Source organism: Phascolarctobacterium sp. Marseille-Q4147, from assembly GCF_017968825.1.
Classification (GTDB): domain Bacteria; phylum Bacillota; class Negativicutes; order Acidaminococcales; family Acidaminococcaceae; genus Phascolarctobacterium_A.
In genome coordinates, this window is sequence record NZ_CP072874.1 from 1,368,083 (window position 1) to 1,393,052 (window position 24,970).

Below are 24,970 nucleotides of genomic sequence, written 5' to 3' on the forward strand. Positions count from 1 at the left end.
CGCACGCGAAACTCGGACAGCTCGGTGGCAAAGGTTGAAAAATATATTTTTTAATGAGGTGTTTGAGTATGTTGAAAAACAAAAAAGCACTGGTTATGTCAGTGCTGTGCGCTATTGCCAGCGTAGGCTTTGTAATGAGCGCAAGTGCAGAAGATGTTGCTCATGGCAATCTGGATGAGGTTGTTGTTGAAGGTTCTCGCAACCAAATGCCTGGTGAAATGGTTAACGCTAAAGGTTCTGTCGGCCTGCTGGGTGAAAAGGATGTTATGAAAACTCCTTTTAGCGTAACCAATGTAGCGCAAAAGACTATGGATTTATTCCTCGGACCTAATGAGCCTTTGGATAAGGCTTTGGTTGGCATTCCGTCTGTGAGAGCGTCAGGCAGTGTTCTGCACGGTGACTTTTCTGTGCGTGGCTTCCGTACCAATGGTACTGCTATGTACGTAAATGGTGTACACGGTGTTATGACTCAGTTCAATCTTCCGATGTTTGCTATGGAGGGCATTGATGTTGTTTCCGGTCCTAACTCTATGTTAGGTGCCAGCGGTGTTCAATATGAATCCAATACTGCAGGTGGTATTATCAATGCCAGAACAAAACGTGCCGGTGATACTGACTTTGTTAAGTATAAACAAACCTTCTCCGGCAAAGGCTCCTTTGGTGAATATCTGGATATCAGCCAACGTCTCGGCCAAAAACGTGAATGGGGCGTGCGCCTGAATACAGAGCTGCTGAATGGTGAAACAGCCGTTAATGATGCAGATATGAAGGCAAAGGGCATTGCTGTAAATGTTGACCATAAAGATAAACACAGCAGCACTAATTTCTTTGCTAACTATAGAGATCTGGATATTTACAATGGTATTCGCTGGTTTAAATTGGCAAATCCCGGAACAGCAAATGTAAAGGATGCTAACGGTAACAGCATTAAACAAACCATTCCCGGTGTAACTCATCTTCCGAGTGCTCCGGACGGAGGTAAAAACTATGCTGCTGCAGGTACCTGGAAGGCAGGCTATGGCTGGTTTGCAACTTTGAATCATGAGCAATACATGAATGATAATTGGACTTTGTTTGCTAACTTTGGCTACAGCAGACAAAAGCTGAATCAAAACGTATCTCCGAATATGAGCTCCTATTGGATTAAGGACGATGCAGGTAATTATGACTTCCTGCAGACCAACAGTGCAACTCCGCAACGCTCTTACTATGCTCAATTAGGCACTAAGAATAAATTCGAAACCGGTGCGCTGAAGCATGAGGTAATGCTGTCTGCTGATAAGGCATGGAGAAACCGTAACGGTTCTACAACTGTACCCGGTACAACTTTGGTTGGCGGCTCCAACATTTTCACAGGAACTTCCTTCCAGGATGTTGATGCAAGATATATTGGTTATACTACAAGACCTAACAACAAAACTTCTATTTGGGGTGTTTCCTTGCTGGATAGCATCAGCTTCGGCAAATGGGATGCTATGATTGGCATTCACAAACATGCTGCTACGGCAAAATCCTGGAATGCAACCAGCAAATCCTGGGGTAAAGAAATTAAATCCGATGCAACCTGCCCGACTTATTCCTTGAGCTATGCACCTGATGAGCATGTAATGTTCTATGGCAACCATGCAGAGAACTTTGATATCGGTGCAAGTGCCGGCACCAGCTACCAGAATTCCGGTGAAGTATTACCGCCGACCAAGGTTAAACAAAATGAGGTTGGTGTGAAATATCAAAATAAAGGTGCTATGTATACCTTGGCATACTTTGATATTGACCAAGCCAATAATGTAAGCAAGGATGTAGCAGGCTACGCTAAACCTTTCCTTGTACAAGATGGTAAAGTTAACCACAAAGGTCTTGAATTATCTGTTAACGGTAAATTAGCAGATAAATGGTATGGTATGGTTGGCCTTGCTTATCTGGATGCTAAATATAAAAACATGGGTAAAGGCAATGAGTACAAAAACGGTGTACGCGAATCCGGTCAGGGCGCATGGAGTGCATCTGCAGCTTTGGAATATAAAGCAGACGATAGCTTTAGCGTAATCGGCCGTGCAACCTATACCGGCACCACTCCGTTCTACACTGTAAACTATAATTCCAGCACTGTTACCAAAGACAGCAAGCATCTGGAAGCACCGGCTTACATGGTTTATGATTTAGGTGTAACCTATAATACTAAGCTGAACAGCGTTCCTGTAAAATTCAGTGCAATGTGCTACAATTTGTTTGATAAGGATTATTGGACTGTTGCTCGCGGTGATCAGGTTTACCTGTCTACTCCGAGAACCTTCTTCTTGTCTGCTGAATTTAGTCTGTAATAAAATAAAATTTAAAGAGGGCGGTTTTTCTGCCCTCTTTTATTCTATATAAACAAGATGTATAATGGTATGCGAATATGAGAAAAATATTGAGCTTTTTTCTGCTGCTGTTGCTTTTACTGTGTGTCGGCTGTGCCAAGCAGGAAGAATCGCAAAATCACATAGATAATAAAAACAAAAATATTGTTACCTTGGCTGCCTACAGGCATCTTGCTCCCGGTAATAAGGATGCCTATTATTGCAGTAAGATACTCGGCGTATGGGAGCCGCTGATAACGAGAGATGAAGCAGGCTTGCCTGCCCCGTGTCTGGCTGAGAGCTGGGAGATGCGGGATGATGGCAAGGTATGGATATTTCGTTTAAGAAGAAATGTATATTTTCAAAATGGAACGAAGTTTAATGCTGATTCTGTAATTGCTAATTTTGACAGAATGAAAAAGGGTTTGAAGCGTTCTAATTTTTACAGCTTATCTTTAGCCTTATATTATCCTTCCTTAACCAGATACGAAAAACTGGACGAATATACTGTCAGATTGGTATTTAAAGAACCGAATATTAATCAATTATATAAAATGACGGATTTCGGCAGTCCAATGTTTGCTCCTGAATGCTTTGATGCCAATGGTGATTTTAAGGATATAGCTATAGGTACCGGACCATATAAAATAACCGAGAACGTCATGAATAAGTATGTTGTTTTAAGGCGTAATGATAATTATTGGGGTGAAAAAGGCAAGATAAAAGATTTTGTTGTTCGCAATATTCCCAATACAGATACACGCTATGCAGCACTTAAATCAGGTGAAATTGACGGAGTATTGGATTTGAATGCGATACCGCCGTTTTTGGCTGACGAAATCAAGCAAGATAAGCGCTTTGCTGTGGCAAGCAATAAATCGACAATGATACGTTATCTTGCTTTAAACAACAGTCGTTTTCCCTTTAACGATGTGCGCATGCGTCAGGCCGTAAGTCTGGCTATTGACCGCAAAAATCTTGTCGACGCATTATATATGGGTTATGCAGAGCCAACCATGAATGTATTGAATTACACTAGCCCCGGTTATAAGGAATTTCCCTTGGAGCATAATTTAGCAAAAGCTAAACAGCTGGCACATGAAGTATTAGGGGATAAGCGCTGCGATGTTACCTATTGCATAAACGGCGCGGAACCGCTGCAGAAGGGCGAAGCTGAGCTGATTGCTTATTGGTTGGGTAAAATAGGACTGGATGTCCATATTCAGTCTTTGGAGTATGCTACAAGAGCGAAAATGCTGCGCAAGGGCGATTATGATATTGCACGTCTGCAAAAGGGACTGGCAAACGGAGATCCCTATGAGGTACTTAACAGCTTTTTGATGCCGACGGGCTCTATCTATATAAGCAGTCACACAGGCTACCAGAATAAAGAACTGCAGGGATTGATGCATGAGGTAAAACATACAGTTGATGCAAAAGAGCGCCAGCGGATTTTTGACCGAGTGCAGGAAATAGCGGTAGAAGAAGAACCGTTAGTGGCTCTTTTCAACGATATGAATATCGTTGCCTATAATAAGCGTTTAAAAAATTATAAACCTTTAATCTACGGTGTGGATTTGAGCAAGGTAGAATTGGCGGAGGACTATGATTAGATATTGTTATCGACGAATTTTATTAGCAGTGCCTGTAATGATTGGCATCAGTCTGCTGGCGTTCGTTTTAGGACTATTATCACCCGGCGATCCGGCGGAGTTTGCTTTAAATCAGGATGGGCTGGATGCACCTACGGATGCACAGATTGCGGCGATGCGGGAAGAGCTTGGCCTGAACAGACCAATTTATGTGCAGTATTTCAGCTGGTTTATGCAGGTGCTGCATGGTAATTTCGGCAGCAGCTACATTACCGGTAAGGATATTCTGCATGAGCTTTTGCTGCGTCTGCCGGTGACGGTGGAGCTAGCGCTACTGGCATTGGCCATTGCTGCGGTTGTTGGCATTGCTTTGGGCACCTTATGCGCTGTTTACAAAAACAGCTGGCTGGATGATGCGGTACAGTTTTTGACTAATATACTTTTAGCTGTACCCGGTTTTTGGCTGGCTTTACTGATGATTTTGCTGTTCAGTGAAACGCTGCGCCTGCTTCCGACAAGCGGCAGTGAGAGCTTACGGTATTTTATTATGCCGGCGTTGGCGGTTTCGTTTTCTACTTCAGCAACAGTGTGCCGTTATATGCGCAGCTCGCTGCTGACGGAATTTGCTTCGCAATATTTTCTAGTAGCGCGTGTGCGCGGAATCAGCAAAATAAAGCTGCTTTTTTGCTATGCGTTTCCTAATGCCATGCTGCCAGTAATTGCTTTGCTGGGTAATTATTTGGCAGGTATTTTAGGTGGTTCTGTTATTGCGGAAAGCATTTTTGCTTTGCCGGGCATCAGCAGTATGGCTTTGGAAGCAATCCGCTTCCGCGATTACCCTGTATTGCAGGCCTACGTGCTTTTTACAGGCTGGCTTTTGGTATTGATAACCTTAGCGGTTGATTTACTGATGTTTTATCTGAATCCGAAGCTGAGAGGAGGCGCTGAAGTACATGACTAAAAAAATACAGCTTAACTTTGCTATATTTGTACTTGCGTTTATCATTCTCGGCAGTATTTTAGCTCCGCTTCTGGCAACGCATAATCCCTTTGAACCGGATATGGCCAATCGTCTGCAAAGTCCCTGCTGGCAACATTTCTTCGGCACGGATGCTTTGGGGCGCGACATGTTCAGCCGTATTCTTTATGGTGGCAGGGCATCCATGCTTTTGACCTTGATTTCATCTGTTTTGGCGTTGATTTTAGGTGTGGGCGTTGGTTTATTGTGCGGTTTTTACGGCGGTAAATTAGACATGTTCTTTACCGTTTTGAGCAATATTTTCCAAGGTATACCGGGAAGCTGTTTTATGATAGCCTTGGCTGGTATTCTCGGTCCCAGCATTTATAGTCTGGTTTTGGCTTTGGTTGTGACATCTTGGGCTGGCTTTTCGCGTATTGTGCGTGCAGAAGTGCTGCAGCTGATGGGAGAGCCTTTCATTGAAGGCCTGCACTGCCTTGGCTGCAGTGACTGGCGGATTATTTTCAGTCATTTGCTGCCCAATATTGCCAATAAGCTGCTGGTTTTGGTAACTATTCGTCTTGGCAGAGGAATACTGGCGATTGCCGGTTTGAGCTTTTTGGGCTTAGGTGTGCAGCCGCCTACACCCGACTGGAGTGTAATGATTAATGATGCCATTATGTATTACCGCAGCTCGCCTCACCTGATTATTATTCCCGGCCTGTTTGTATTTTTGCTGATTTATTCTCTGAATATCATCGGAGAGCATCTACGTGACAGATTAGACAATCAGCTTGATGAGGTGCGCAAATGGTAAAAAATCTGGTGTTAGAAAATATATCTGTAGGCTTTAAGCTGCCGCAAGGCGTATTTTATGCTGTAGATGATGTAAGCCTGAACTTGCCCGGAGGGAATTTTACTGCGATTATCGGTGAAAGCGGTTGCGGTAAATCTGTATTGGGGCAGGCTGTTTTAAATATTTTGCCATCCGGAGTCGTAAAAAAGGGTAGAGTGCTTTATAATGGCGAGCAGGTGAAGAAAATATTATCTGCTTTTGGTATTATTCCGCAAAACCCAAGTGAGTCGCTGAATCCTGTGCGCAAAATAGGCAAGCAGATGCAGGATATTTTGAATGTTCATAATATCGCCGATAGTGACAATAGCTATAAAAAGCAGTGTCTGCATTTGTTTGGACTGCAGGAAGCAGAGCGTGTTCTGGCAGCGTATCCTCATGAGCTTTCCGGTGGTATGCTGCAGCGTGTATTGTGCGCTATGGCTGTCAGCAGTAAGCCGGAATGGATTTTAGCTGATGAACCGACAAAAGGTCTGGATGAACAGGTTGGCGCTGTTGTACGCAAAAATTTGCTGACGATTAAGCAGGATTTGCATTTAAGTATGCTGATTATTACGCATGATATTGCTTTGGCACAAGAGGTGTGTGACGATGTGCTGGTGATGTATGCAGGACAGGTTTTGGAGCATAATGCGGATATTTGGCATAAACCGCTGCATCCGTATACCAAAGGTTTTTTGCAGGCTTTACCAAAGAATGGTCTGCAGGTCATTCCGGGAAAGGCACCGATGCCGGGGGAAAGCTTTACCGGCTGTAAGTTTGCGGCACGCTGTCCTTATTCTACAAAACGCTGTAAGGAAGAAAAGCCTGCCATGCAGCAGGTCGGTGATGCGGAAGTGAGGTGCTTTTTGTATGCTGAAGGCTGAAAATATTTCTAAAAGCTTTGTTGACCGCAGCAACGGAAAAACATTTGAGCTTCTGCATAATGTTTCGCTGGAGCTCAAGCCCGGTGAAGCTGTGGCGCTGATGGGTGGCAGCGGCAGCGGTAAAAGTACGCTGGCACGTATTTTGCTGCGCCTGTTGCCATGCGATTGCGGCAAAATTTATTTTCAGGGGCAAGATATTACGAATGCGACAGGAAAAAATTTAAGTTCGTTCAGACGCAATGTACAGTTTATTTCGCAGCGTCCGGAAAGCTTTCTTGACCCGCGTCAGACCTTAGGTTCTAGTCTGCGGGAAGCATTTACTGTTTTTAATCTGCCTTATGATGAAGAAAAAATCAAAGAGATGCTTGATTTAGTAAAGCTGAATGTTGAACTTCTGCAGCGTTATCCTCATCAGGTAAGCGGTGGCGAAATTCAACGTATCTGTCTGGTAAGAGCGCTGCTGTTAGAGCCGAAGCTGCTCATTTTAGACGAACCTACATCGATGCTGGATATCTCCGTGCAGGCGCAGATTTTGCATTTGCTGCGTGATATACGCAAGGAAAAGCAACTGGCATATTTGTTTATTACGCATGATAAACAGCTCGCAGAGTGGCTTTGTGACAGAGTCTTGCATATAGAGCAGGGGCACTTGGTATAATTTATCTAATCTGGATTATACAAATCACGATTAGATAAATGTATTGCCTGATAGAAAATCTCGGGTAAATTAAAGTTATACTTTAGTTTGCCCATTTTTTATGTTTATAGTATCAGAATATTCACTTGACAGTAAGTAGAACGTATGCTATAATTTCAAACGAATTGTAACATATGTTACAAAATGAGTTTAATAACTAGAGCTATCAGGTGTCGAAAGACTTAATAAGTAAGCAGGTGCAAAGCCTGCGCTGTCACGCAGCTGTAAAGTGGAGCAAGCCTTAATAATGTCACTGGGCAACCGGGAAGGCGAGGCTTGCGAGGAAACTGAGCCAGAAGAATTGCCTGAAAAAGTTAACGGGAGTGTACTGCGAGTGACAGGAGGCTGCTAGGGGATGAGTATGTCTTTCTGTAATTTTGCAGGAAGACGTTTTTTATTGCCAAAAAACGAAGAACCCATAATTCATGGCTTTTAACCGACGCTGCACGCGAAACTCGGACAGCTCGGCAGTGTAGGTTAAAAAATAAATTTTTTGATGAGGTGTATGAGTATGATGAAAAAGAACAAAGCATTGGCTATGTCCGTGCTGTGCGCAGTAGCAAGCGTAGGCTTTGTGATGGGCGCAAGTGCGGAAACTATTCATGGCAATTTGGATGAAATTATTGTTGAGGGCAGCAAGGATGTACTGCCCGGCGGTTTCCTTGTTGCAAATGACAGAGTTGGTATTCTTGGCGATATCAAGGTTATTGATGTTCCTTTCACCCAAAAGCAGTATTCCGAAAAAACTATCGCAACCTTTTATGATCCTAACCAACCGTTAAACGGTACTTTAGCTAACAATCCTTCTATCAGAGTTGGCAGTCCTTCTCCGATGTATACTGACTTCAGTATGCGTGGGGTTAATATGAACGCCGCTCACTATTATATTAACGGTATTCCTAATCTGTTCAACCAGACAAGAAGCATTCCTGCATATACTTTGGAGAGTGTAGATATTGTATCCGGTCCTAACACAGTTCTGAATGGTGCAACCTTCTCCAATAACGGTACCAATGGTACAGATGCTCCTGCAGGTCTTTTGAATGCTACCACTAAACGTGCGACCGATAAGGATGTTACCAGATATACCCAAAGATTTTCCGGTCGCAGCACTTTGACCGAAGATATTGATTTTGGCAGACGCTTCGGCGAAAATAAGGAGTGGGGCGTGCGTGTAAATGCTCATCATGAAAACGGCGGTCTTTCTATGGAAGGTGCCAAGGTTACCGATAAGAGCGTTTATATTAACGTAGATCATCAAGATGAGAAGAGCACTACTAACCTGTTTGGCGGTTACTTTGACTGGAAGGTTGACGGCGGCCAAAGATGGCTGCAGGCCGGCAGTGTAAAAGCAGGCCATCTGGCAAGTGCTCCGAGTGGCAAAAACAATCTGAGCTTTGACAGCCAAACAAAATATAACCATGGCTATATGATGACCTTGAATCATACACAAAAGTTAAGCGATAGCTGGCAGGCTTTCATTAACGGCGGTTATGGTCAATATTCCGAGCATAAATGGGATCCCAACAGTGGTTCCTTAACCTTGGGTGATGACGGTAAGCTGAGCGGCAAGTTCAGAGATTATATTTCCGACAGCAAGAGCATGTATTGGCAGGCCGGCGTTTCCAACGAAACTAAAGTAGGCAATATTAAAAACAACATTTCTTTAGCTGTTGATTATTTCAATTACAAGAGCAAGGCTGTAAACTCCGGTGGTAAGAATCCTTCCAATCTTTCCGGTGATATCTGGAATGGTGTACATCTGAGCGGTACGCCGATTTTTGCTCCTTCTATCGATTCTGTCGGTTATGGCAAAGAAACTGCTAAAGCCATGACTCTTGCTGACAGAGTAGAGATTGGCAAGGTTTCTGTTTTCGGTGCGTTACAATATCGTGATTCCGAAACAACAACTGCTGCCGGTAAAAAGGTTAGCAAGGATAGCCTGAATCCGACATTTGCAGTTGCTTATAAACCTGTTGAAAATGTATCTGTTTACGCAAGCCATGCACAAGCTTATACCAAACCTGTTGAGGTTGGCACCGGTTACGATAACACCGGCGAAATTCTGAAGCCTATCAAAAATAAACAGAACGAGATCGGTGTAAAATACGAAAATGCTAATGTTCTGCATAGCTTGGCATTCTTTGATCTGAACCAGGCAAGCTATATCAAAGAAGCTACCAATACCGCAATCGGCCAAAAATATACACAAGAAGGCGAAAACCGCTTCAAAGGTATAGAGTATTCTCTGACCGGTAAGGTTGCCGATAAATGGAACCTGATGGGCGGTGTACTGTATTTGAACGGCAAGCGTGAAAAACTCACCATGGGTAAGGAAAACTTGGAAGGCAAGTTTGCTACCGGTACTCCGAAGTGGAATGCTGTTTTAGCTGCTGAATATGAGGCTGACAAAAACACCTCCTTTATCGGCAGAGCTAATTATGTTGGTGAAGCACATGTTAATGATAATGGTGTAAAAGCTCCGGATTATATGACCGTTGATTTGGGTGTGAAATATAAAACTGCTATCAACACCGTACCGGTAACTTTTAGCGCAATGTGCTATAATGCGTTTGACAAGAATTACTGGATTTCCAGAGGTACTTCTGTAGCTCTGGGCGCTCCCAGAACCTTCATGCTGTCTGCGCAGTTTGATATTTAATAATTCATTTGTTAAGAGGGTGGTTTAGGCTGCCCTCTTTTCTTCTGATTGTATTGGTGGTAAGCATGCTATGAAAAAATTTTTAAGCATTATATTTCTGCTTTTGGTTATATTATTAACAGGTTGCGGGAATCAAAAGCAAGAGCAAAAGCATATAGATAAAAGCAGTGAGAAGAATGTTGTTGTTCTGGCAGCTTACAGGCATCTTGCTCCCGGCAACAAAGACGGATTGTATTGCAGTCGCGTTCTGGGAGTATGGGAGCCGCTTATTACTAAAGATGCCGACAATAGACCGGCTCCTTGCTTGGCGCAAAGCTGGGAGATGCGTGATGGCGGCAAAGAATGGATTTTTCATCTGCGTCAGGATGTGTATTTTCACAATGACACAAAATTTACTGCAGATTCTGTCATTGCCAACTTCGATCGTATGAAAAAAGGTTATAAGCGGTCTTCATTTTATGGCTTGAATATGGAAACGTATTATCCGACTCTTATAAAATATGAAAAGCTGGATGATTATACTATTCGTCTGCTTTTTAAAGAAGCAAATGTCAATGAATTATATAAGATGACTGATTTCGGTAGTCCTATTTATGCACCTGAGTGCTTTGCAGAAGATGGCAATTTTAAGAGCGTTGCGATAGGTACAGGACCATATAAGATTACAGAGAATGCTTTAAATAAATACGTAGTTCTTCAACGCAATGATAATTATTGGGGAGAAAAGGGCAGAATAGCTAAGTATGTTGTGCGGACGATTCCCAATACGGATACACGCTATGCTGCTCTGAAATCGGAAGAAATAGACGGAGTCATAGATATCAATGCGATACCACCGTTTTTGGCTGAGGAAATAAAAAAAGATCCACGCTTTGAGGTTAGAACAAATAAATCAACAATGATTCGTTATTTGGGACTTAACGGTACCAAGTTCCCTTTTAATGATATCCGCATGCGCAGAGCTGTAAGCCTTGCAATCGACAGAAAAAATCTGGTGCATAATATGTACTTGGATTATGCTGAGCCGACGGTTAATATCTTAAATTACACCAGCCCCGGTTATAAGGCTTTGCCACTAGACTATGATTTGCAGGAAGCAAAAAGATTAGCGCATGAGGTATTAGGCGATGAAAGATGCGAAATTACTTATTGTATCAACGGCAGTGAGCCTTTGCAGAAGGGGGAAGCGGAGCTTATTGCTTATTGGCTGCAGAAAATCGGCTTGGATGTAAAGATTAAGTCTATAGAATATGCTACTTTGTCGAAAATGCTGCGCAAGGGTGATTTCAATATTGTGCGCACTCAAAGAGGCTTGGCAAATGGTGATCCCTTCAGTGCTTTATATCCATTTGTTATGCCTGACGGTGCGTTGAACGTCAACAATCGTTTTGGTTATAAAAATAATGAGATTATTACTTTAATGAATAATGTGAAGCATATAACAGATGAGCAGGAAAGACAGCGTGTTTTTGACAGAGTGCAAGTTATTATTGGTTATGAACAGCCCGTTATTCCACTTTTTAATGACGTGAATATTGTTGCGTATAATAAACGACTGAAAAACTACAAGCCTTTAATCTATGGCGTGGATTTGAGTAAGGTAGAACTGTTGAATGAGCATGATTGATTTTTATTTTGCAAGAAATTAATAGATTGTATCTGGAACCTTTCGTAAGCAACGTGTTTTCTTGACATGAATATAAAGATGTGCTATAATTCTGAATATAAAATGCAACATATGTTACAAAATTAGCTTAATAAACTAAAGCTATCAGGTGTCGAAAGACTTAATAAATAAGCAGGTGCGAAGCCTGCGCTGTCACGCAGCTGTAAAGTGGAGTAAGCCTTAATAATGTCACTGGGCAACCGGGAAGGCGAGGCTTGCGAGGAAACTGAGCCAGAAGAATTGCCTGAAAAAGTTAACGGGAGTGTACTGCGAGCGACAGGAGGCTGCTAGGGGATAAGTGCGCCTTTCTGTAATTTGGCAGAAGGGCGTTTTTGATTGCCGGAAAACGAGAATCCCACAACACATGGCTTTTAACCGACGCTGCACGCGAAACTAGGACAGCTCGGCAGCGAAGGTTAGAAAATAAATTTTTGATGAGGTGTATGAGTATGATGAAAAAGAAAAAAGCATTGGCTATGTCCGTGCTGTGCGCAGTAGCAAGCGTAGGCTTTGTGATGGGCGCAAGTGCGGAAACTATGCATGGTAATCTTGAAGAGGTTATTGTTGAGGGAAGTGCAGATGTATTGCCGGGTGGCATGGTTGCCAGAACCGGTAACGTTGGTATCATTGGTAATAAAAATGTAATGGATGTACCTTTTTCTCAAACAAATATTACAGCTGATGCTATGGAAACCTTTGGCGGTATGAACCAGCCTTTGGATAATATTCTGGTAAATATTCCATCCGTGCGTCAGACCGGTACCATGCTGCATGGTGATTTTTTCTGTAAGAGGTAAATCTACCAATGGTTCCTTCTTCTATCTGAATGGCGTTCCGGGAATGTTAGGACAGTTTACAGTTCCGATTTTTATGGCTGAAAGCATTCAGGTTACCGAAGGACCGAATAAAGCTATTTCCGGCTCCTTCCCCACAGGTGAAGGCACCGGTGTTGCTGCGGTAGTAAACGTTGATACAAAAAAAGCTCTTGATAAGCCTGTATTCAGATATAAACAAGTATTTTCCGGTGAAAGCGGCTTAGGTGAATATCTGGATATCGGTAAAAGATTCGGTAAGAATAAAGAATGGGGTGTCAGAGTAAATACAGAGGTATTAAATGGAAATCCCGGTCATTATAAAGCAAGCAAAGAGGGTTCCAGCATTTTTGCCAACATTGACCATCAGGACGCTGACAGTAAATCCAATTTGCTCGTCGGTTATCAATATTATGAAGTTGATGATGGCATGAGATGGTTCGGCTTTGATGCTAATAATGTAAAAAAAGGTCTTTTGACTCACGTTCCCTCTGCTCCGAATTCCAAAAACAATTATAGCTTCCCCGGCATGACCAAAGCCTCCGAAGGCGCATTGATGGTATTGAACCATGAGCAGGCAATCGGTCACGGCACTAAGGCCTTCTTTAACGGCGGTTGGACAAGAAGCAATTTACGTAAAAATATTACCGGTCAAGGCAGCCGTTTGACTATTCTTGATGATGCAGGCAATTATGCAGGCAAATATTTTACCAGAAGAACTCCTGGCCATAAGTATTATGTGCAGACCGGTATTGAGAATACTTTTAAAACCGGTGAGGTTGAACATGATGTGGTTTTGGCAGTTGACAAATCCTGGTCTAAGTCCTGGACCGGTGTTGTCGGCGGTTATGGTCTGACTAACTTTAAGGGCTTGGGCGGAACCTTAGCAGGTGGCGTTAATCCTAATGAGAGCGTAAATATTCCTACCTTCAGTAATTTCCATAACAGTACAAGAACCTTCTGGGGTGTTTCTCTGTTAGATACTATGAAATTAGGCAAGGCTCAGATGATGTTAGGCGTTCATAAGCATGAATCCAATGCTGTAACCTATCCGGATCCGACTAAATCCGGTAAGGTAGCAAGTGTTAAGTCCAGCGCTGTTTGTCCTGCTTACGGTTTTGTTTACCAGCCTACAGATGAAGTATCAATTTATGCCAGCCATTCCGAATTCTTTGATGCCGGCAGCAGAGTCAGCGGCAGCACTGTTTATAATGCAGATGAAATCTTAGATCCGTCTAAAACAAAAATGGACGAAATCGGCGTTAAATACAGCAACAAGAACTTCTTGGCTACCTTGGCCCTGTTCAAAAACAGAGAGTCCTCTACTTTAAACATATATGACGACAAAAAGCCTGATTGGTATTGGGTTACCAATGATGGCGAAAACGAGTACAAGGGTATTGAGCTGTCTTTCAACGGAGCTATTGCAGATAAATGGAATGCTTTTGGCGGTTTAATGTATCTTGATACAGAGAGAGTAAGAACCAATAAAGGCACCTATGACGGCTACAGAGTAGGCGGTATCCCCAGATTCAATGCTGTTGCAGGCTTGCAATATAAACCGAATAATGATTTGTCACTTTTGGCAAGAGCTGTATATGTTGGTCCTACTCCTATTTTCCCGGCAAGCAATGCGATTGAATGGGAAGTTCCTTCTTATACTACTTTTGATGCAGGCGTTAATTACAAGACACAAATTAACAAAATGCCTGTTACATTGAGTGCAATGTGCTATAATCTGACCGGTAAAGATTATTGGATTGCTTATGGTTCCGGACTGCATTTGTCCAGCCCCAGAACCTTTATGCTGTCCGCTCAATTTGATATTTAACTGATGATGTTTAAGAGGGCGGTTTTACTGCCCTCTTTTCTTCAAATTACATGTTTTTGGTAGTGTTATGAAAAAATTATATTGTATTATTGCTCTCATATTACTTGTTCTTGCGACCGGTTGCGGTAAGCAGGAAAATATTAAAGAAAATACTATAAAAAAAGATAATGATACAGTGACTCTGGCTGGCTATCGTCAGCTTGCTCCAGGTAACAAGGATGCCTATTATTGCAGCAGCTCCTTGGGTGTTTGGGAGCCTTTGATTACTAAGGATAAAGATAGCAAGCCTGCACCCTGTCTGGCTCAAAGCTGGGAGATGCAGGATAATGGAAAAATCTGGATTTTTCATCTGCGTAAAAATGTCCTGTTTCATAACGGAACGAAATTTAATGCGGATTCGGTGATTGCTAATTTTGACCGAATGAAAAAAGGTGTTAAGCGTTCAACTTTTTATGGCTTGAATATAGATGCATTTTATCCCTCACTGTTGAAATATGAAAAATTAGATGAGTATACTGTTAAACTGACCTTTAAAGAAGCGAATATTAACGAACTGTATAAGATGACAGATTTTGGCAGTCCGATTTATGCTCCGGAATGCTTCGCGGAAGATGGTAATTTTAAAACCTTCGCAATAGGCACCGGGCCATATAGAATAATAGAAAACCAACTGAACAGTCATGTAAAAATAGAGCGTTATGATAATTATTGGGGTGAAAAAGGCAAAATAAAAACATTTATTGTGCGTAAAATACCTAATACGGATACACGTTATGCTGCGTTAAAATCCGGCGAAATTGATGGCGTTACCGATTTGAATGCTATACCGCCTTTTTTAGCGGAAGAATTGAAAAAGGATAACAATTTTGTCGTTTATAAAAATAAATCAACCATGGTACGCTATCTGGCATTAAACGGTAAAAAATTTCCTTTTAATGATGTCAGAATGAGGCAGGCTGTGAGCTTGGCAATTGACAGGCAGGATTTAGTTAATGCTCTATATATGGGCTATGCAATACCGACTGTTAACATTCTGAATTATTGCAGTCCGGGATATAAAGAGTTCCCGGTAAAATATGACCTGCAAGAAGCCAAACGTCTTGCACATGAGGTGCTGGGAGATAAGCGTGTAGAGATTGTTTACGGAATTAACGGTGCGGAGCCTTTGCAAAAAGGTGAAGCAGAAATAATTGCTTATTGGCTGAAAGATATTGGCTTAGATGTTAAAATAAGGGTATTGGAGTATGCGACCTTATTAAAAATGATACGGAAAGGAGAGTGTAATATAGTTCGTCTGCAAAAGGGTTTGGCAAACGGAGATCCGTATACTGCCTTGTATCCCTTTGTAATGCCTGACGGAGCGTTAAACAAGAATAATAGCGTTGCGTATGAAAATGATGAAATTGTTAGTTTGATGAACGAGGTCAAGCATACTACAGATGAGCAGAAACGACGGGAGATATTCAATAGAATACAAGAAATTGCTGTTGAAGAGCAGCCTGTTGTTCCTTTGTTTAACGATATGGCGATAGCTGCGACCAGCAGTCGTATAAAAAATTACGGTGCCATCAATAAAATTGAACTTGTAACAGATGATGAGTAAAATTTGTAATGATATATTATGAAGAGAGGAAAACTCTATGAACCAATATTATCAGGATAACATGCTTTTGGGCATGAACCTTTCCAGTTATCTGCATCGCTACGCCGTCAACGGCAAGGTGTCGGGAAATCTTGCCTGCATCAGCGAAATCAAAAATCTTGCGGTTGTCTTGTATAGTCCGCGTGGCTGCGGCTTTCATTATCGCTATCATGCGCGCAGCCGTCAAAGCCCGGTTTATGAGCTGGAATGTGCTGATTTGCGCAACAAAGATGTAATTTTCGGCGGTGAAAAAAAGCTGATGGCATTACTGCAAAAGGTGGAGCGTGAGCAAAAGCCGGAGATTATTTTTCTCTTGCCATCCGTGGTGTCGGATATTATCAATGATGATTTGGCAGGTCTGGCCTGCAGCCTGCAGCCGCAGTTCCAAGCAAAGCTCGTGCCGATTACGTCGCAGGTTTTTTCGCATATGGATAAGAGCAACAGCCGCAAGGTTTTGCGTGAAAAGGCCTGCCAAAAGCAGAAGCAAAAGTTTTCTTCCAGTGCGGTCTATCCAGGCTGCGGTTATGTAGAGGTGATGGACGCTTTAGTTGAGCAGGTGATGGAGCCTCAAAGCGTACAGCCGCAGAGCGTAAATATCGAAACATTTGCCTGGGGTTATAATGGCGAGGATAAACTGCAGGGCATGAGTGATATGCTGCAGAAAATGGGCATCAAGGTCAATGCTTATCTTCCTGCCGCTGATTTGCAGACAATCAAAAAGGCTCCGCGGGCAGCGCTGAATATAGTACGTCGCAAAAAGTGGGCGCTGGCGATGGAGCAGCGCTTTGGCACGCCGTTTCTGCATGTTGCCGATATGCAGGAGTGGCATGGAATTGATGGTATCAGTGATTTATACAGGCAGATTGGCAAAATGCTTGGCTGCGAGGATGCTGTTGAACGCGTGCTGCAGGCAGAATATGAACAGATTGCCGTCCGTTATCGGGAGCTGTGTGCAGAATTTGCCAAGTATAAGTTTTGCCTGATTGCGCATGGTATTGCATATTTGCCGGATGCGCTGCGCGTTTATCAGCAGGACTATGGTTTGCCTATAAGCAAAATATGCATTATCATGAATCCTTCTTACCAGGCGGAAACAGGCTTGGATGATGCAATGATGCAGAGGTTTAAGGACAGAATTGAGCTTGCTAAGGCTGAGTATGGCTGTGAGGCGGAAATTTTATTGGAGCCTTCTGCGGAGGCTTTGCGTGAGGCAGCACAGAGCTGTGATTTTGTTATCTGCAACGGTCATCCGCGTTATGCTTCTTTGGATGTGCCGGTGCTTTATAATTTGTTTGACCGCTCGGTGTGGTCTTATCAGGGCTTTGTGAATATTATGGAAGAGGTTTGGCAGATGCTGCAGCGACCGCAGCGTACAGGCAGCAGTCTTTTGCTGAGCAAACTGGCCTATGACCCGGTATTTTATCCGATGCGCGAGGCTGATAAAGACAGTAAAGCATCACGCGAACTGTATAGCAGAGTATGGAGGCAGAGAAAATAATGAAACCATTAAGTAGCTGTGCGTTGTTTGGTGCTGTGCGTGCTCTCGGAGGTATTAAGGATGCCTTAATTCTGCAGCATTCCGTTGTCGGCTGTCAGTGGGGCAGCCTGACTTTCCGCTATGCGGGCAAGCCTTATGATGTACGTCAGGTCTCCGATGTCATCTATGATGAGGATGTTGTTAATGGCGGCGAGAAGGTTTTGCGCAAGGCCTTGCGAGAGGCGGAGCGTATTTTTGCGCATTGCGGTGCGGTATTTGTGGTTAGTGGCTGTGTACCGAATATGATCGGCGATGATGTCGACGGTATTTTGGCTACTACCGAAGGCTCGCAAAAATTGCTGCATGTAAAAGCACCCGGATACGCAGGGAATATTGACAGCGGTGCAGAAGCAGCTTATCTGACGTTGCTGCCTTTGCTCCAACCTGCGGAGAAAAAAGAAGCTGCCACGATAAATATTTTTGGCATAATGAACGATGATCCTTATGCTGATAATGACTTGTCCGAGCTGAAGAAATTTTTAGGTTCTAAGGTTAAAATTAACTGCGCGCTGCAGGATTGCAACTTGCGGGATATTGCAGCAATGCCGCAGGCAGAGCTGAATATCTGCTTTGGCTATGGTGAGCCGTTGGCACAAAAGATGCAGGAAAAATTTGGCGTGCCGTATATCAAATGCGCTTATCCTTATGGTGTGGCAGGCATGCAGCAGTTTTTGCGTCAGCTAGGAGAAGCGTTGAAAATTGATTTCTCCTATGAGCTTGCCGAACTGGAAGCTGCTGCGAAAAAGCTCGTTTATCGCAGTGCCGATTATCTGGTGAATTTGTATCAGCTGCCTGTGGCTTTGGCTGCGGATAAGGCACATTTAGAGGGCCTGCAGAGCTTTTTTGCCGAAGAGCTGGGCATGCGCGTTGTTATTGCAGAGGATACGGCGGAATTCAGCCTGGATAAAATGACGGAGGCTGCTAAGCAATATAAACCTGTATTGCTGTGCGGTTCTTCGTTCTTAAAGAATTTGGCCGATGCACAGCAGGTGCCGTTAGTGCGCTGCGTTTATCCTGCCTTTGACCAGCTGTGCTTTACCGATAACACGTTGGTCGGAGCGCGTGGCGCGGCTTTATTTATTGAGCATATTGTCAACGGCGCCCTGCAGCAGCAGTACAAAGCGGAAGGGCTGTATGCCGGCTTGCGTGAAAGTATTTGTGAGGTAAATCATGAGTGAGCTTGAAACACATCCTTGTTTTACAGCAAAATGCAGCGATTACGCCCGTATTCATCTGCCTGTGGCACCTAAATGCAATATGCAGTGCAATTATTGCCTGCGCAAATACAGCTGTGTGAATGAAAGCCGTCCCGGTGTCGTGGCACGGGTTATGGTGCCGGAGGATGCAGTCGACTGGTATCTGCAGATGAAGGCCAAGGTGCCGAAGCTGACGGTAGCAGGTATTGCCGGCCCCGGCGATGCGCTGGCCAACTGGCCAGCGGTCAGCAGAACGCTGAGCATGATTCGTGAGGTTGATAAGGATGTGTTCTTCTGCCTTTCGACTAACGGCCTGTATTTGCCGAAGTATGCCAAGAAAATTGCAGCCTTAGGCGTTGATTATGTTACGGTGACGGTGAATGCGATTACAAGCAACACCGGAGCGCATATTTACAGCTTTATCAATGATGACGGCAAAAAATATGTCGGTGAAGAAGCTGCGGCGCTGCTTTTAGCAAGACAGATAGAAGGCCTGCAGCTGCTTGGCGAATATGGCGTGAAGGTGAAGATAAATACGGTGGCAATTCCCGGCGTGAACATACAGGAAATTCCGGCGATTGCCAGACGTATGGCTTTGCTGGGAGCGAAGCTGCAGAATATTTTACCGATGCTGCCGGTGGAGAAAACTGCCTTTGCGCATCTTGCGGAGCCTGCGGCCGAAGAAATTTCTCAGCTGCGTCAGGTTTGCAGGCAGTGGATGCCGCAGATGCTGCATTGCAACCGCTGTCGTGCGGATGCCGTAGGTGCTTTGACTAATCCCTGTATTTTAGAAGAAAGCTGAAATAGAAAATCCGTGTAAACAGAAGCTTGACTTTGGTTTGCACGGATTTTTTGCTTTTGCATGACATTTAATTTGACTGCCTTTGCTGCACTTGCTACAATTAAATTTATAATATCTCATTTGTAGGGGAGAAGCTAATGGATTGTACTGCGATTATTTTGACAATCGGGATTATTTTTGCAGCGTCGTTTTTTTCTACTGTTTCCGGTTTTGGCTTTGCTTTGGTGGCCATGCCTGTGCTTACTTTGGTGATGTCGATCAAAGCGGCGGTTATTTTTGTGTTGCTATTGAATCTGGTCCTGCGGGCGATTACTATGTACAGGGTGCGTGAAGGCTATGATAAAGCAACGGTTATCCTGACGACCTTGGGAAGTGTTGTTGGTATGGTTCCAGGAAGCTGGGTGCTGAAGGTTTTGCCTGCGGCACAGCTGGAGGTGTTTTTGGGAGCGGTGCTCGTGGTTGCCACGGTTTTGCTTAGCCTGCAGCTTACGCTGCCGATAAAAAATAAAACCTGCGGACGTTTTGCTGCAGGAATTTTGAGCGGTTTTTTCGGCGCATCTACCAGCGTCAGCGGACCGCCGCTGGTTTTATATTTTCTTAACGAAAAGCTGCCGAAGGATGTTATGCGGGCTAACATGATCTGGTTCTTTGGCTTAAGCGGCTTTTTGACGGTGTTGGTGAATTATTTTTACGGTAATGTCAGCGGTACCATTGATTGGAGTTTGTTGCTGTATACTATACCGGTGATGTTTTTGGCTATCTGGTTGGGAGAAAAATTTTTCTATCGCCTGAATCAGCATCTGTTCCGTAAGCTGGCATTGGCGGTGGTGCTTGTAGGAGCGCTGATGCTTTTGTGGAGCGGTTGGCAAAATTTATAAGTTGGCTTAAAAATAATGTGTCTTATAAATCAGCAGTAAAACTATGTGTTACTGCTTTGTAGATAGCATTATTACTGTAACCTAGTTTACAATAATTATGCGATAAGATAAAAAATAAATAAAATTAAGCTTTTTTCTTGACGTTTGCTGAGCAGGAGGAGTAAAATAACCTCAATCGCTGATTGCGGCGGTAAAATTTGAAGCATAAGGAAATGCTGAAGTTGTTGCAGGTGAAAATGATGGAATCTAAAATGATGAACACTGCAATTGAATATGGTTTTTATTACGCACCGGTATTTAACTATTATTTTAGCACCGGTTATTTTGCATGGGAAAAATCATATAGCAGTAATCATCGTATTGGAGACTATAAATAGTATTTGCGAGCGCAGTGCTTGCAATTAAGATTTAGCTTTTACAGCAGGCTCTTTTACGGGAGCCTGCTTTTTTTGTAGCATGGTAGCTTATAGCAGTATGGTAAATTTAATGACAAGAGTGTCAGAACGAAGGGGAGACAATTTATGGTAATAGTATTCAAGCCGGGAGCTCCGGAGGAAAATAAAGCGAAGATGCGCAGCAATTTGGAAAGCAAGGGCTTCCAAATTAACGAAATCAACGGTGTCAACATGACCATCTTCGGTATCATCGGTGACACGAGTACACTTGATATCAATATGCTGCGTATTGATGATGCGGTAGACAAGGTAATGCGTGTGCAGGAGCCGTTCAAGCGAGCCAATCGCATGTTCCATCCGCAGGATTCCGTAATTAATGTAGGCGGTGTTGAAATCGGCGGACGTAAGATTCAGGTTATCGCAGGTCCGTGCTCCGTAGAAACACAGGAGCAGGTTACGGACATTGCCAAATCCATCAAGCTTGGTGGAGCATCAATGCTTCGCGGCGGCGCTTTTAAGCCCCGCACATCGCCTTATTCCTTCCAAGGCTTGAAGGAGGTTGGCCTGGAATATTTAAAAGGTGCCAAAAAAGAAACAGGCCTGCCGATTGTAACAGAAATCATGTCACCGTATATGATTGAGCGCTTTGTAGAAGATGTAGATTTGATTCAGGTTGGCGCTCGCAACATGCAGAACTTTGAACTGCTGAAGGAATTAGGCAAAACCAATAAGCCGATTTTGTTAAAGCGTGGTCTGGCGGCAACGATTGAGGAATGGCTGATGGCAGCGGAATATATCATGAGCGAGGGCAACGAAAACGTTATCCTTTGCGAACGCGGTATCCGCACCTTCGAAACATATACGCGCAACACACTGGATGTAAGCGCAATTCCCGCTGTGAAAAAGCTCAGCCATCTGCCGGTAGTAGTTGATCCGAGCCATGCAGCAGGACTGTGGTGGATGGTAGAGCCTTTGGCGAAGGCTGCTGTAGCAGTCGGTGCTGACGGACTTTTGATTGAAGTCCACAACAATCCGGAAGCAGCACTTTGTGACGGCGCACAGTCCTTAAGACCTGAACGCTTCGCCAGACTGATGGGCGAGTTGAAGGGCATTGCCAGAATTGTCGGCAGAGATATGTAAGTCAAGGCATTATCCCTTAGCAATATAAAAAAGCGTAAGGGTTTGTAATAACTCCTGATCTGGGAGTAGTATTGTAGCATAGCAGATTAGATTAAAGGAGAGATTTTATCATGATTATCGTATTCAAACAAAATGCAACTGTTGAGGAAAAAACTAAGCTGAAAAACCAATTAGAAAGCAAGGGCTTTCAGATTCATGCCAGTGATGGCGTAAATGCTTCACTTTTTGGTGTAGTTGGTGATACCAGCGCTTTGGATATCAACCTTTTGCGTGTTGTTGAGGGTGTAGAAAAGGTAATGCGTGTGCAGGAGCCTTTCAAACGTGCCAACCGCATGTTCCATCCTGAGGACAGCATTATTGATGTTGCAGGCAGAAAATTCGGCGGCAAAAAGCTGCAGGTTATCGCAGGTCCCTGTTCCGTAGAAACTCAGGAGCAGGTTACGGAAATTGCCAAGGATGTTAAGGCTGCAGGCGCTACGCTGATGCGCGGCGGTGCCTTCAAGCCTCGTACTTCCCCATACTCCTTCCAGGGCTTAAAGGAAAAAGGTCTGGATTTCCTGAAAAATGCCAGAGCAGCAACCGGTCTGCCGATTGTTACGGAAATCATGTCACCTTACATGGTGGAACGCTTTGTTGAAGATGTTGATCTGATTCAGGTCGGTGCCCGCAATATGCAGAACTTTGATCTGCTGAAGGAATTGGGCAAAACCAATAAGCCTATTCTGTTGAAGCGCGGTCTGGCAGCAACGATTGAGGAATGGCTGATGGCAGCGGAATACATTATGAGCGAGGGCAACGAAAACGTTATCCTTTGCGAACGCGGTATCCGCACCTTTGAAACCTACACCCGCAATACACTTGATGTAAGCGCTATTCCTGCAGTAAAAAGACTCAGTCATCTGCCGGTAGTAGTTGACCCAAGCCATGCAGCAGGCATGTGGTGGATGGTAGAACCTTTGGCTAAAGCAGCAGTTGCAGTCGGCGCAGACGGCCTTTTGATTGAAGTACATAACGATCCGGAAGCAGCATGGTGCGATGGCGCACAATCCTTGAAGCCTGACCGTTTTGCTAAGCTGATGGGCGACCTCAGAGGCATTGCGAACATTGTCGGCAGAGAGTTATAATAGTAGTATGGTAGATTAGGAGTGATTTTTTTGGAAGCTGATTTTGGTGGCGAAAATAGAAGTACAAGGTGGCAGAAGCTCAGCTTTGCTATCGTTGGCCTGGGGCTGATTGGCGGCTCCTATGCCAAAGCATTGCGTAAGCTGGGCGTTAAGCAGATTATCGGTATAGAGCGTGATGCAGCAACACTGCAGGAGGCAAAGCAGCAGGGCTTGGTTGATATTGGCATGACTGAGCCTGATAACCGGCTTAAGGAGGCCAACGTAATCATCTGCGCTATTTATCCGGAAGCAATCGTGGGCTTTATAGCTGCAAACGTTGATTTCTTTAACGAAAACGTTTTGCTGACTGATGTTGCAGGCATTAAAAACGATATGATCAGCAGAGGGCAGGCACTTTTAAAGGGTGGCATGGAATTTATTTCCGGCCATCCGATGGCCGGACGTCAGGGCAGCGGCTTGGGCATGAGCGATGCGCATATCTTTCAGAATGCAAATTACATCATCGTGCCGGAAAAGCATAACACACAGGCTGCTATCAGCTGGCTGGAGCAATTTGCTCTGGCTCTTGGCTGCAAGCATACGGTGCAGGTAACACCGGCGCAGCATGATGCAACTATTGCCTATACCAGTAATTTGCCGCATGTTACTGCGGTAGCGCTCATGGACAGCGCTTCCTTTGATGATAAGACTAAGTACTTCGTTGCCGGCAGCTTCCGAGATGGCACTCGTGTAGCAGATATCAATCCTGAATTATGGTGCAATCTGTTCCTTGCCAACAGGGAAAAGGTTGCGGATGAAATAGACAAATATATGGAGCAGTTGGCGCTGTGGCGCGACGCTCTGCGCGGTGACGACGGCGAAAAGCTTAAGGAGCTGATGCGCAAGGCGGGAGCACGGAGAAGGGAGCTTTTTTAATGAAGAAAATTCATGTTGCATTAGGCGCTCATGCCTACGATATTGAAATAGCCGCCGGCCTGCTGCCGCAGGTCGGCTCTAAGGTTGCAGCGTTGCTGCCGAAGGCGCGCAAGGCTGCAATTATCAGCGATACAAATGTTGCACCGTTATATGCGGAAAAACTACAGGCTAGCCTCGAAGAGGCTGGCCTTGTTGTGCATAAGGTGGTAATTGAAGCCGGTGAGCAGAGCAAGAATATGCAGGTGCTCAGCGATGTACTGGAGCAGCTTGCTGCAGCAGGACTCACGCGCACCGACGTTGTGCTGACGCTTGGCGGCGGTGTTGTCGGTGATTTGGGTGGTTTTGCCGCTGCCAGCTTTATGCGTGGCATTGCCTTTGTGCAGATACCGACTTCACTGCTGGCGCAGATTGACAGCAGCGTAGGCGGTAAGGTTGCCGTAGATTTGAAGGCCGGAAAAAATCTTGCCGGTGCCTTTTATCAGCCCAAGGCTGTCTTTATCGACACAGATTTACTGGCAACGCTTTCTACACGCTTTTTACACGATGGTCTGGCAGAAGCGATTAAATACGGCTGCATTAAGGATGCGGCGCTGTTTGAAAAAATCGCAGGCTATGCTGATGATGCAGAGCTTTTGGCAGATATTGACAGTGTGGTTGCTACCTGCTGTGCTATCAAAGCGCGCATTGTCGAGCAGGATGAATTTGATACAGGCCTGCGTATGCTGCTGAATTTCGGTCATACCTTGGGACATGCGGTGGAGCAGCATTTCGGCTACAGCTGCTTCACGCACGGCGAGGGCGTGGCGATTGGTATGTATCAGCTGACTAAGCGCACCGAAGAGCTGGGAATGACAGCCAAAGGCAGCGCCGAGCGTATTAAGAGCGTGCTTGAAAAGTACAATTTGCCGTTGACTGCGGGCGTAGAAAAAGCGCAGCTGCTTGATACAATGGCAAGAGATAAGAAAAAGAACGGCAACAGCATTACCCTCATTATTTTGCAGCAGATAGGCGAGGGCGTACTGCAGAAAGTAGATTGGCAGGAAGTGCCGAAGTATTTGGGGTGAG

Annotated in this window: 19 protein-coding genes and 2 riboswitches; all 19 genes read left to right on the top strand. The window is 44.3% G+C overall.

Features of this window, described 5'->3' with window-relative positions; translation table 11 throughout:
* Positions 1-68: 68 nt before the first annotated feature.
* The 19 genes from KAH19_RS06460 to aroB all read left to right on the top strand — a co-directional run bounded on the left by KAH19_RS06460 (position 69) and on the right by aroB (position 24,969).
* Positions 69-2,321 (top strand): TonB-dependent siderophore receptor, encoded by a 2,253-nt coding sequence (locus KAH19_RS06460; RefSeq protein WP_210683894.1) that lies wholly within the window; start codon positions 69-71, stop codon positions 2,319-2,321.
* Between the two features lie 89 nt (positions 2,322-2,410).
* Positions 2,411-3,952 (top strand): ABC transporter substrate-binding protein, encoded by a 1,542-nt coding sequence (locus KAH19_RS06465; protein ID WP_246869317.1) that lies wholly within the window; start codon positions 2,411-2,413, stop codon positions 3,950-3,952.
* A 37-nt stretch (positions 3,953-3,989) separates the two neighbouring features.
* Positions 3,990-4,892, top strand: coding sequence for an ABC transporter permease (locus KAH19_RS06470; protein WP_246869318.1), 903 nt, complete (start codon positions 3,990-3,992; stop codon positions 4,890-4,892).
* Positions 4,885-5,706 carry an ABC transporter permease gene (locus KAH19_RS06475; protein WP_210683897.1) on the top strand — a complete coding sequence of 274 codons (822 nt, stop codon included), beginning with the start codon at positions 4,885-4,887 and terminating at the stop codon, positions 5,704-5,706. The genes KAH19_RS06470 and KAH19_RS06475 overlap by 8 nt, the downstream gene beginning before the upstream one ends.
* A complete protein-coding gene (locus tag KAH19_RS06480) occupies positions 5,700-6,608 on the top strand; it encodes an ABC transporter ATP-binding protein (RefSeq protein WP_210683898.1) in 909 nt (302 codons plus the stop codon). The genes KAH19_RS06475 and KAH19_RS06480 overlap by 7 nt, the downstream gene beginning before the upstream one ends.
* Entirely contained in the window at positions 6,595-7,266 is a 672-nt protein-coding gene (locus KAH19_RS06485) for an ABC transporter ATP-binding protein (protein ID WP_210683899.1), read from the top strand. The genes KAH19_RS06480 and KAH19_RS06485 overlap by 14 nt, the downstream gene beginning before the upstream one ends.
* A gap of 190 nt (positions 7,267-7,456) precedes the next feature.
* Positions 7,457-7,629: riboswitch (cobalamin riboswitch) on the top strand.
* Positions 7,630-7,816: 187 nt separating this feature from the next.
* Entirely contained in the window at positions 7,817-9,967 is a 2,151-nt protein-coding gene (locus tag KAH19_RS06490) for a TonB-dependent siderophore receptor (RefSeq protein WP_210683900.1), read from the top strand.
* 70 nt (positions 9,968-10,037) lie between these two features.
* Complete coding sequence (locus KAH19_RS06495) at positions 10,038-11,594, top strand: ABC transporter substrate-binding protein (RefSeq protein ID WP_210683901.1); 1,557 nt, start codon at positions 10,038-10,040, stop codon at positions 11,592-11,594.
* A 129-nt stretch (positions 11,595-11,723) separates the two neighbouring features.
* Positions 11,724-11,896: riboswitch (cobalamin riboswitch) on the top strand.
* A gap of 186 nt (positions 11,897-12,082) precedes the next feature.
* Positions 12,083-12,430 (top strand): hypothetical protein, encoded by a 348-nt coding sequence (locus tag KAH19_RS06500; RefSeq protein ID WP_210683902.1) that lies wholly within the window; start codon positions 12,083-12,085, stop codon positions 12,428-12,430.
* Positions 12,405-14,276: a TonB-dependent siderophore receptor gene (locus tag KAH19_RS06505; protein WP_210683903.1), complete on the top strand. Its 1,872-nt coding sequence runs from the start codon at positions 12,405-12,407 to the stop codon at positions 14,274-14,276. The genes KAH19_RS06500 and KAH19_RS06505 overlap by 26 nt, the downstream gene beginning before the upstream one ends.
* A gap of 67 nt (positions 14,277-14,343) precedes the next feature.
* Positions 14,344-15,879: an ABC transporter substrate-binding protein gene (locus KAH19_RS06510; RefSeq protein WP_210683904.1), complete on the top strand. Its 1,536-nt coding sequence runs from the start codon at positions 14,344-14,346 to the stop codon at positions 15,877-15,879.
* 37 nt (positions 15,880-15,916) lie between these two features.
* On the top strand, positions 15,917-17,416 hold the full coding sequence (locus KAH19_RS06515; RefSeq protein WP_210683905.1) for a nitrogenase component 1: 1,500 nt from the start codon (positions 15,917-15,919) through the stop codon (positions 17,414-17,416).
* On the top strand, positions 17,416-18,633 hold the full coding sequence (locus KAH19_RS06520) for a nitrogenase component 1 (protein ID WP_210683906.1): 1,218 nt from the start codon (positions 17,416-17,418) through the stop codon (positions 18,631-18,633). The genes KAH19_RS06515 and KAH19_RS06520 overlap by 1 nt, the downstream gene beginning before the upstream one ends.
* Complete coding sequence (locus KAH19_RS06525) at positions 18,626-19,453, top strand: radical SAM protein (RefSeq protein WP_210683907.1); 828 nt, start codon at positions 18,626-18,628, stop codon at positions 19,451-19,453. Before KAH19_RS06520 ends, KAH19_RS06525 begins: the two co-directional genes overlap by 8 nt.
* A gap of 137 nt (positions 19,454-19,590) precedes the next feature.
* The gene (locus KAH19_RS06530; protein WP_210683908.1) at positions 19,591-20,331 is read left to right on the top strand and encodes a sulfite exporter TauE/SafE family protein; all 741 of its coding nucleotides are present in this window, start codon (positions 19,591-19,593) and stop codon (positions 20,329-20,331) included.
* A gap of 521 nt (positions 20,332-20,852) precedes the next feature.
* Entirely contained in the window at positions 20,853-21,866 is a 1,014-nt protein-coding gene (aroF, locus tag KAH19_RS06535) for a 3-deoxy-7-phosphoheptulonate synthase (protein ID WP_210683909.1), read from the top strand.
* A gap of 110 nt (positions 21,867-21,976) precedes the next feature.
* Positions 21,977-22,990, top strand: a complete 1,014-nt coding sequence (aroF, locus tag KAH19_RS06540; RefSeq protein WP_009144666.1) for a 3-deoxy-7-phosphoheptulonate synthase — start codon at positions 21,977-21,979, stop codon at positions 22,988-22,990.
* A 30-nt stretch (positions 22,991-23,020) separates the two neighbouring features.
* Complete coding sequence (locus KAH19_RS06545; RefSeq protein ID WP_210683910.1) at positions 23,021-23,905, top strand: prephenate dehydrogenase; 885 nt, start codon at positions 23,021-23,023, stop codon at positions 23,903-23,905.
* Positions 23,905-24,969: a 3-dehydroquinate synthase gene (gene aroB, locus KAH19_RS06550; protein ID WP_210683911.1), complete on the top strand. Its 1,065-nt coding sequence runs from the start codon at positions 23,905-23,907 to the stop codon at positions 24,967-24,969. Before KAH19_RS06545 ends, aroB begins: the two co-directional genes overlap by 1 nt.
* Position 24,970 lies beyond the last annotated feature (1 nt).

Bases quoted from the DNA above. Each gene is read 5' to 3' on its own strand.
- KAH19_RS06495 (WP_210683901.1), top strand. From the start codon at position 10,038: ATGAAAAAATTTTTAAGCATTATATTTCTGCTTTTGGTTATATTATTA.
- KAH19_RS06460 (WP_210683894.1), top strand. From the start codon at position 69: ATGTTGAAAAACAAAAAAGCACTGGTTATGTCAGTGCTGTGCGCTATT.
- KAH19_RS06510 (WP_210683904.1), top strand. From the start codon at position 14,344: ATGAAAAAATTATATTGTATTATTGCTCTCATATTACTTGTTCTTGCG.
- KAH19_RS06475 (WP_210683897.1), top strand. From the start codon at position 4,885: ATGACTAAAAAAATACAGCTTAACTTTGCTATATTTGTACTTGCGTTT.
- KAH19_RS06470 (WP_246869318.1), top strand. From the start codon at position 3,990: ATGATTGGCATCAGTCTGCTGGCGTTCGTTTTAGGACTATTATCACCC.
- KAH19_RS06520 (WP_210683906.1), top strand. From the start codon at position 17,416: ATGAAACCATTAAGTAGCTGTGCGTTGTTTGGTGCTGTGCGTGCTCTC.
- KAH19_RS06490 (WP_210683900.1), top strand. From the start codon at position 7,817: ATGATGAAAAAGAACAAAGCATTGGCTATGTCCGTGCTGTGCGCAGTA.
- KAH19_RS06505 (WP_210683903.1), top strand. From the start codon at position 12,405: ATGGTGATTTTTTCTGTAAGAGGTAAATCTACCAATGGTTCCTTCTTC.
- aroF (WP_210683909.1), top strand. From the start codon at position 20,853: ATGGTAATAGTATTCAAGCCGGGAGCTCCGGAGGAAAATAAAGCGAAG.
- KAH19_RS06525 (WP_210683907.1), top strand. From the start codon at position 18,626: ATGAGTGAGCTTGAAACACATCCTTGTTTTACAGCAAAATGCAGCGAT.
- KAH19_RS06485 (WP_210683899.1), top strand. From the start codon at position 6,595: ATGCTGAAGGCTGAAAATATTTCTAAAAGCTTTGTTGACCGCAGCAAC.
- KAH19_RS06530 (WP_210683908.1), top strand. From the start codon at position 19,591: ATGGATTGTACTGCGATTATTTTGACAATCGGGATTATTTTTGCAGCG.
- KAH19_RS06500 (WP_210683902.1), top strand. From the start codon at position 12,083: ATGATGAAAAAGAAAAAAGCATTGGCTATGTCCGTGCTGTGCGCAGTA.
- aroB (WP_210683911.1), top strand. From the start codon at position 23,905: ATGAAGAAAATTCATGTTGCATTAGGCGCTCATGCCTACGATATTGAA.
- KAH19_RS06515 (WP_210683905.1), top strand. From the start codon at position 15,917: ATGAACCAATATTATCAGGATAACATGCTTTTGGGCATGAACCTTTCC.
- aroF (WP_009144666.1), top strand. From the start codon at position 21,977: ATGATTATCGTATTCAAACAAAATGCAACTGTTGAGGAAAAAACTAAG.
- KAH19_RS06480 (WP_210683898.1), top strand. From the start codon at position 5,700: ATGGTAAAAAATCTGGTGTTAGAAAATATATCTGTAGGCTTTAAGCTG.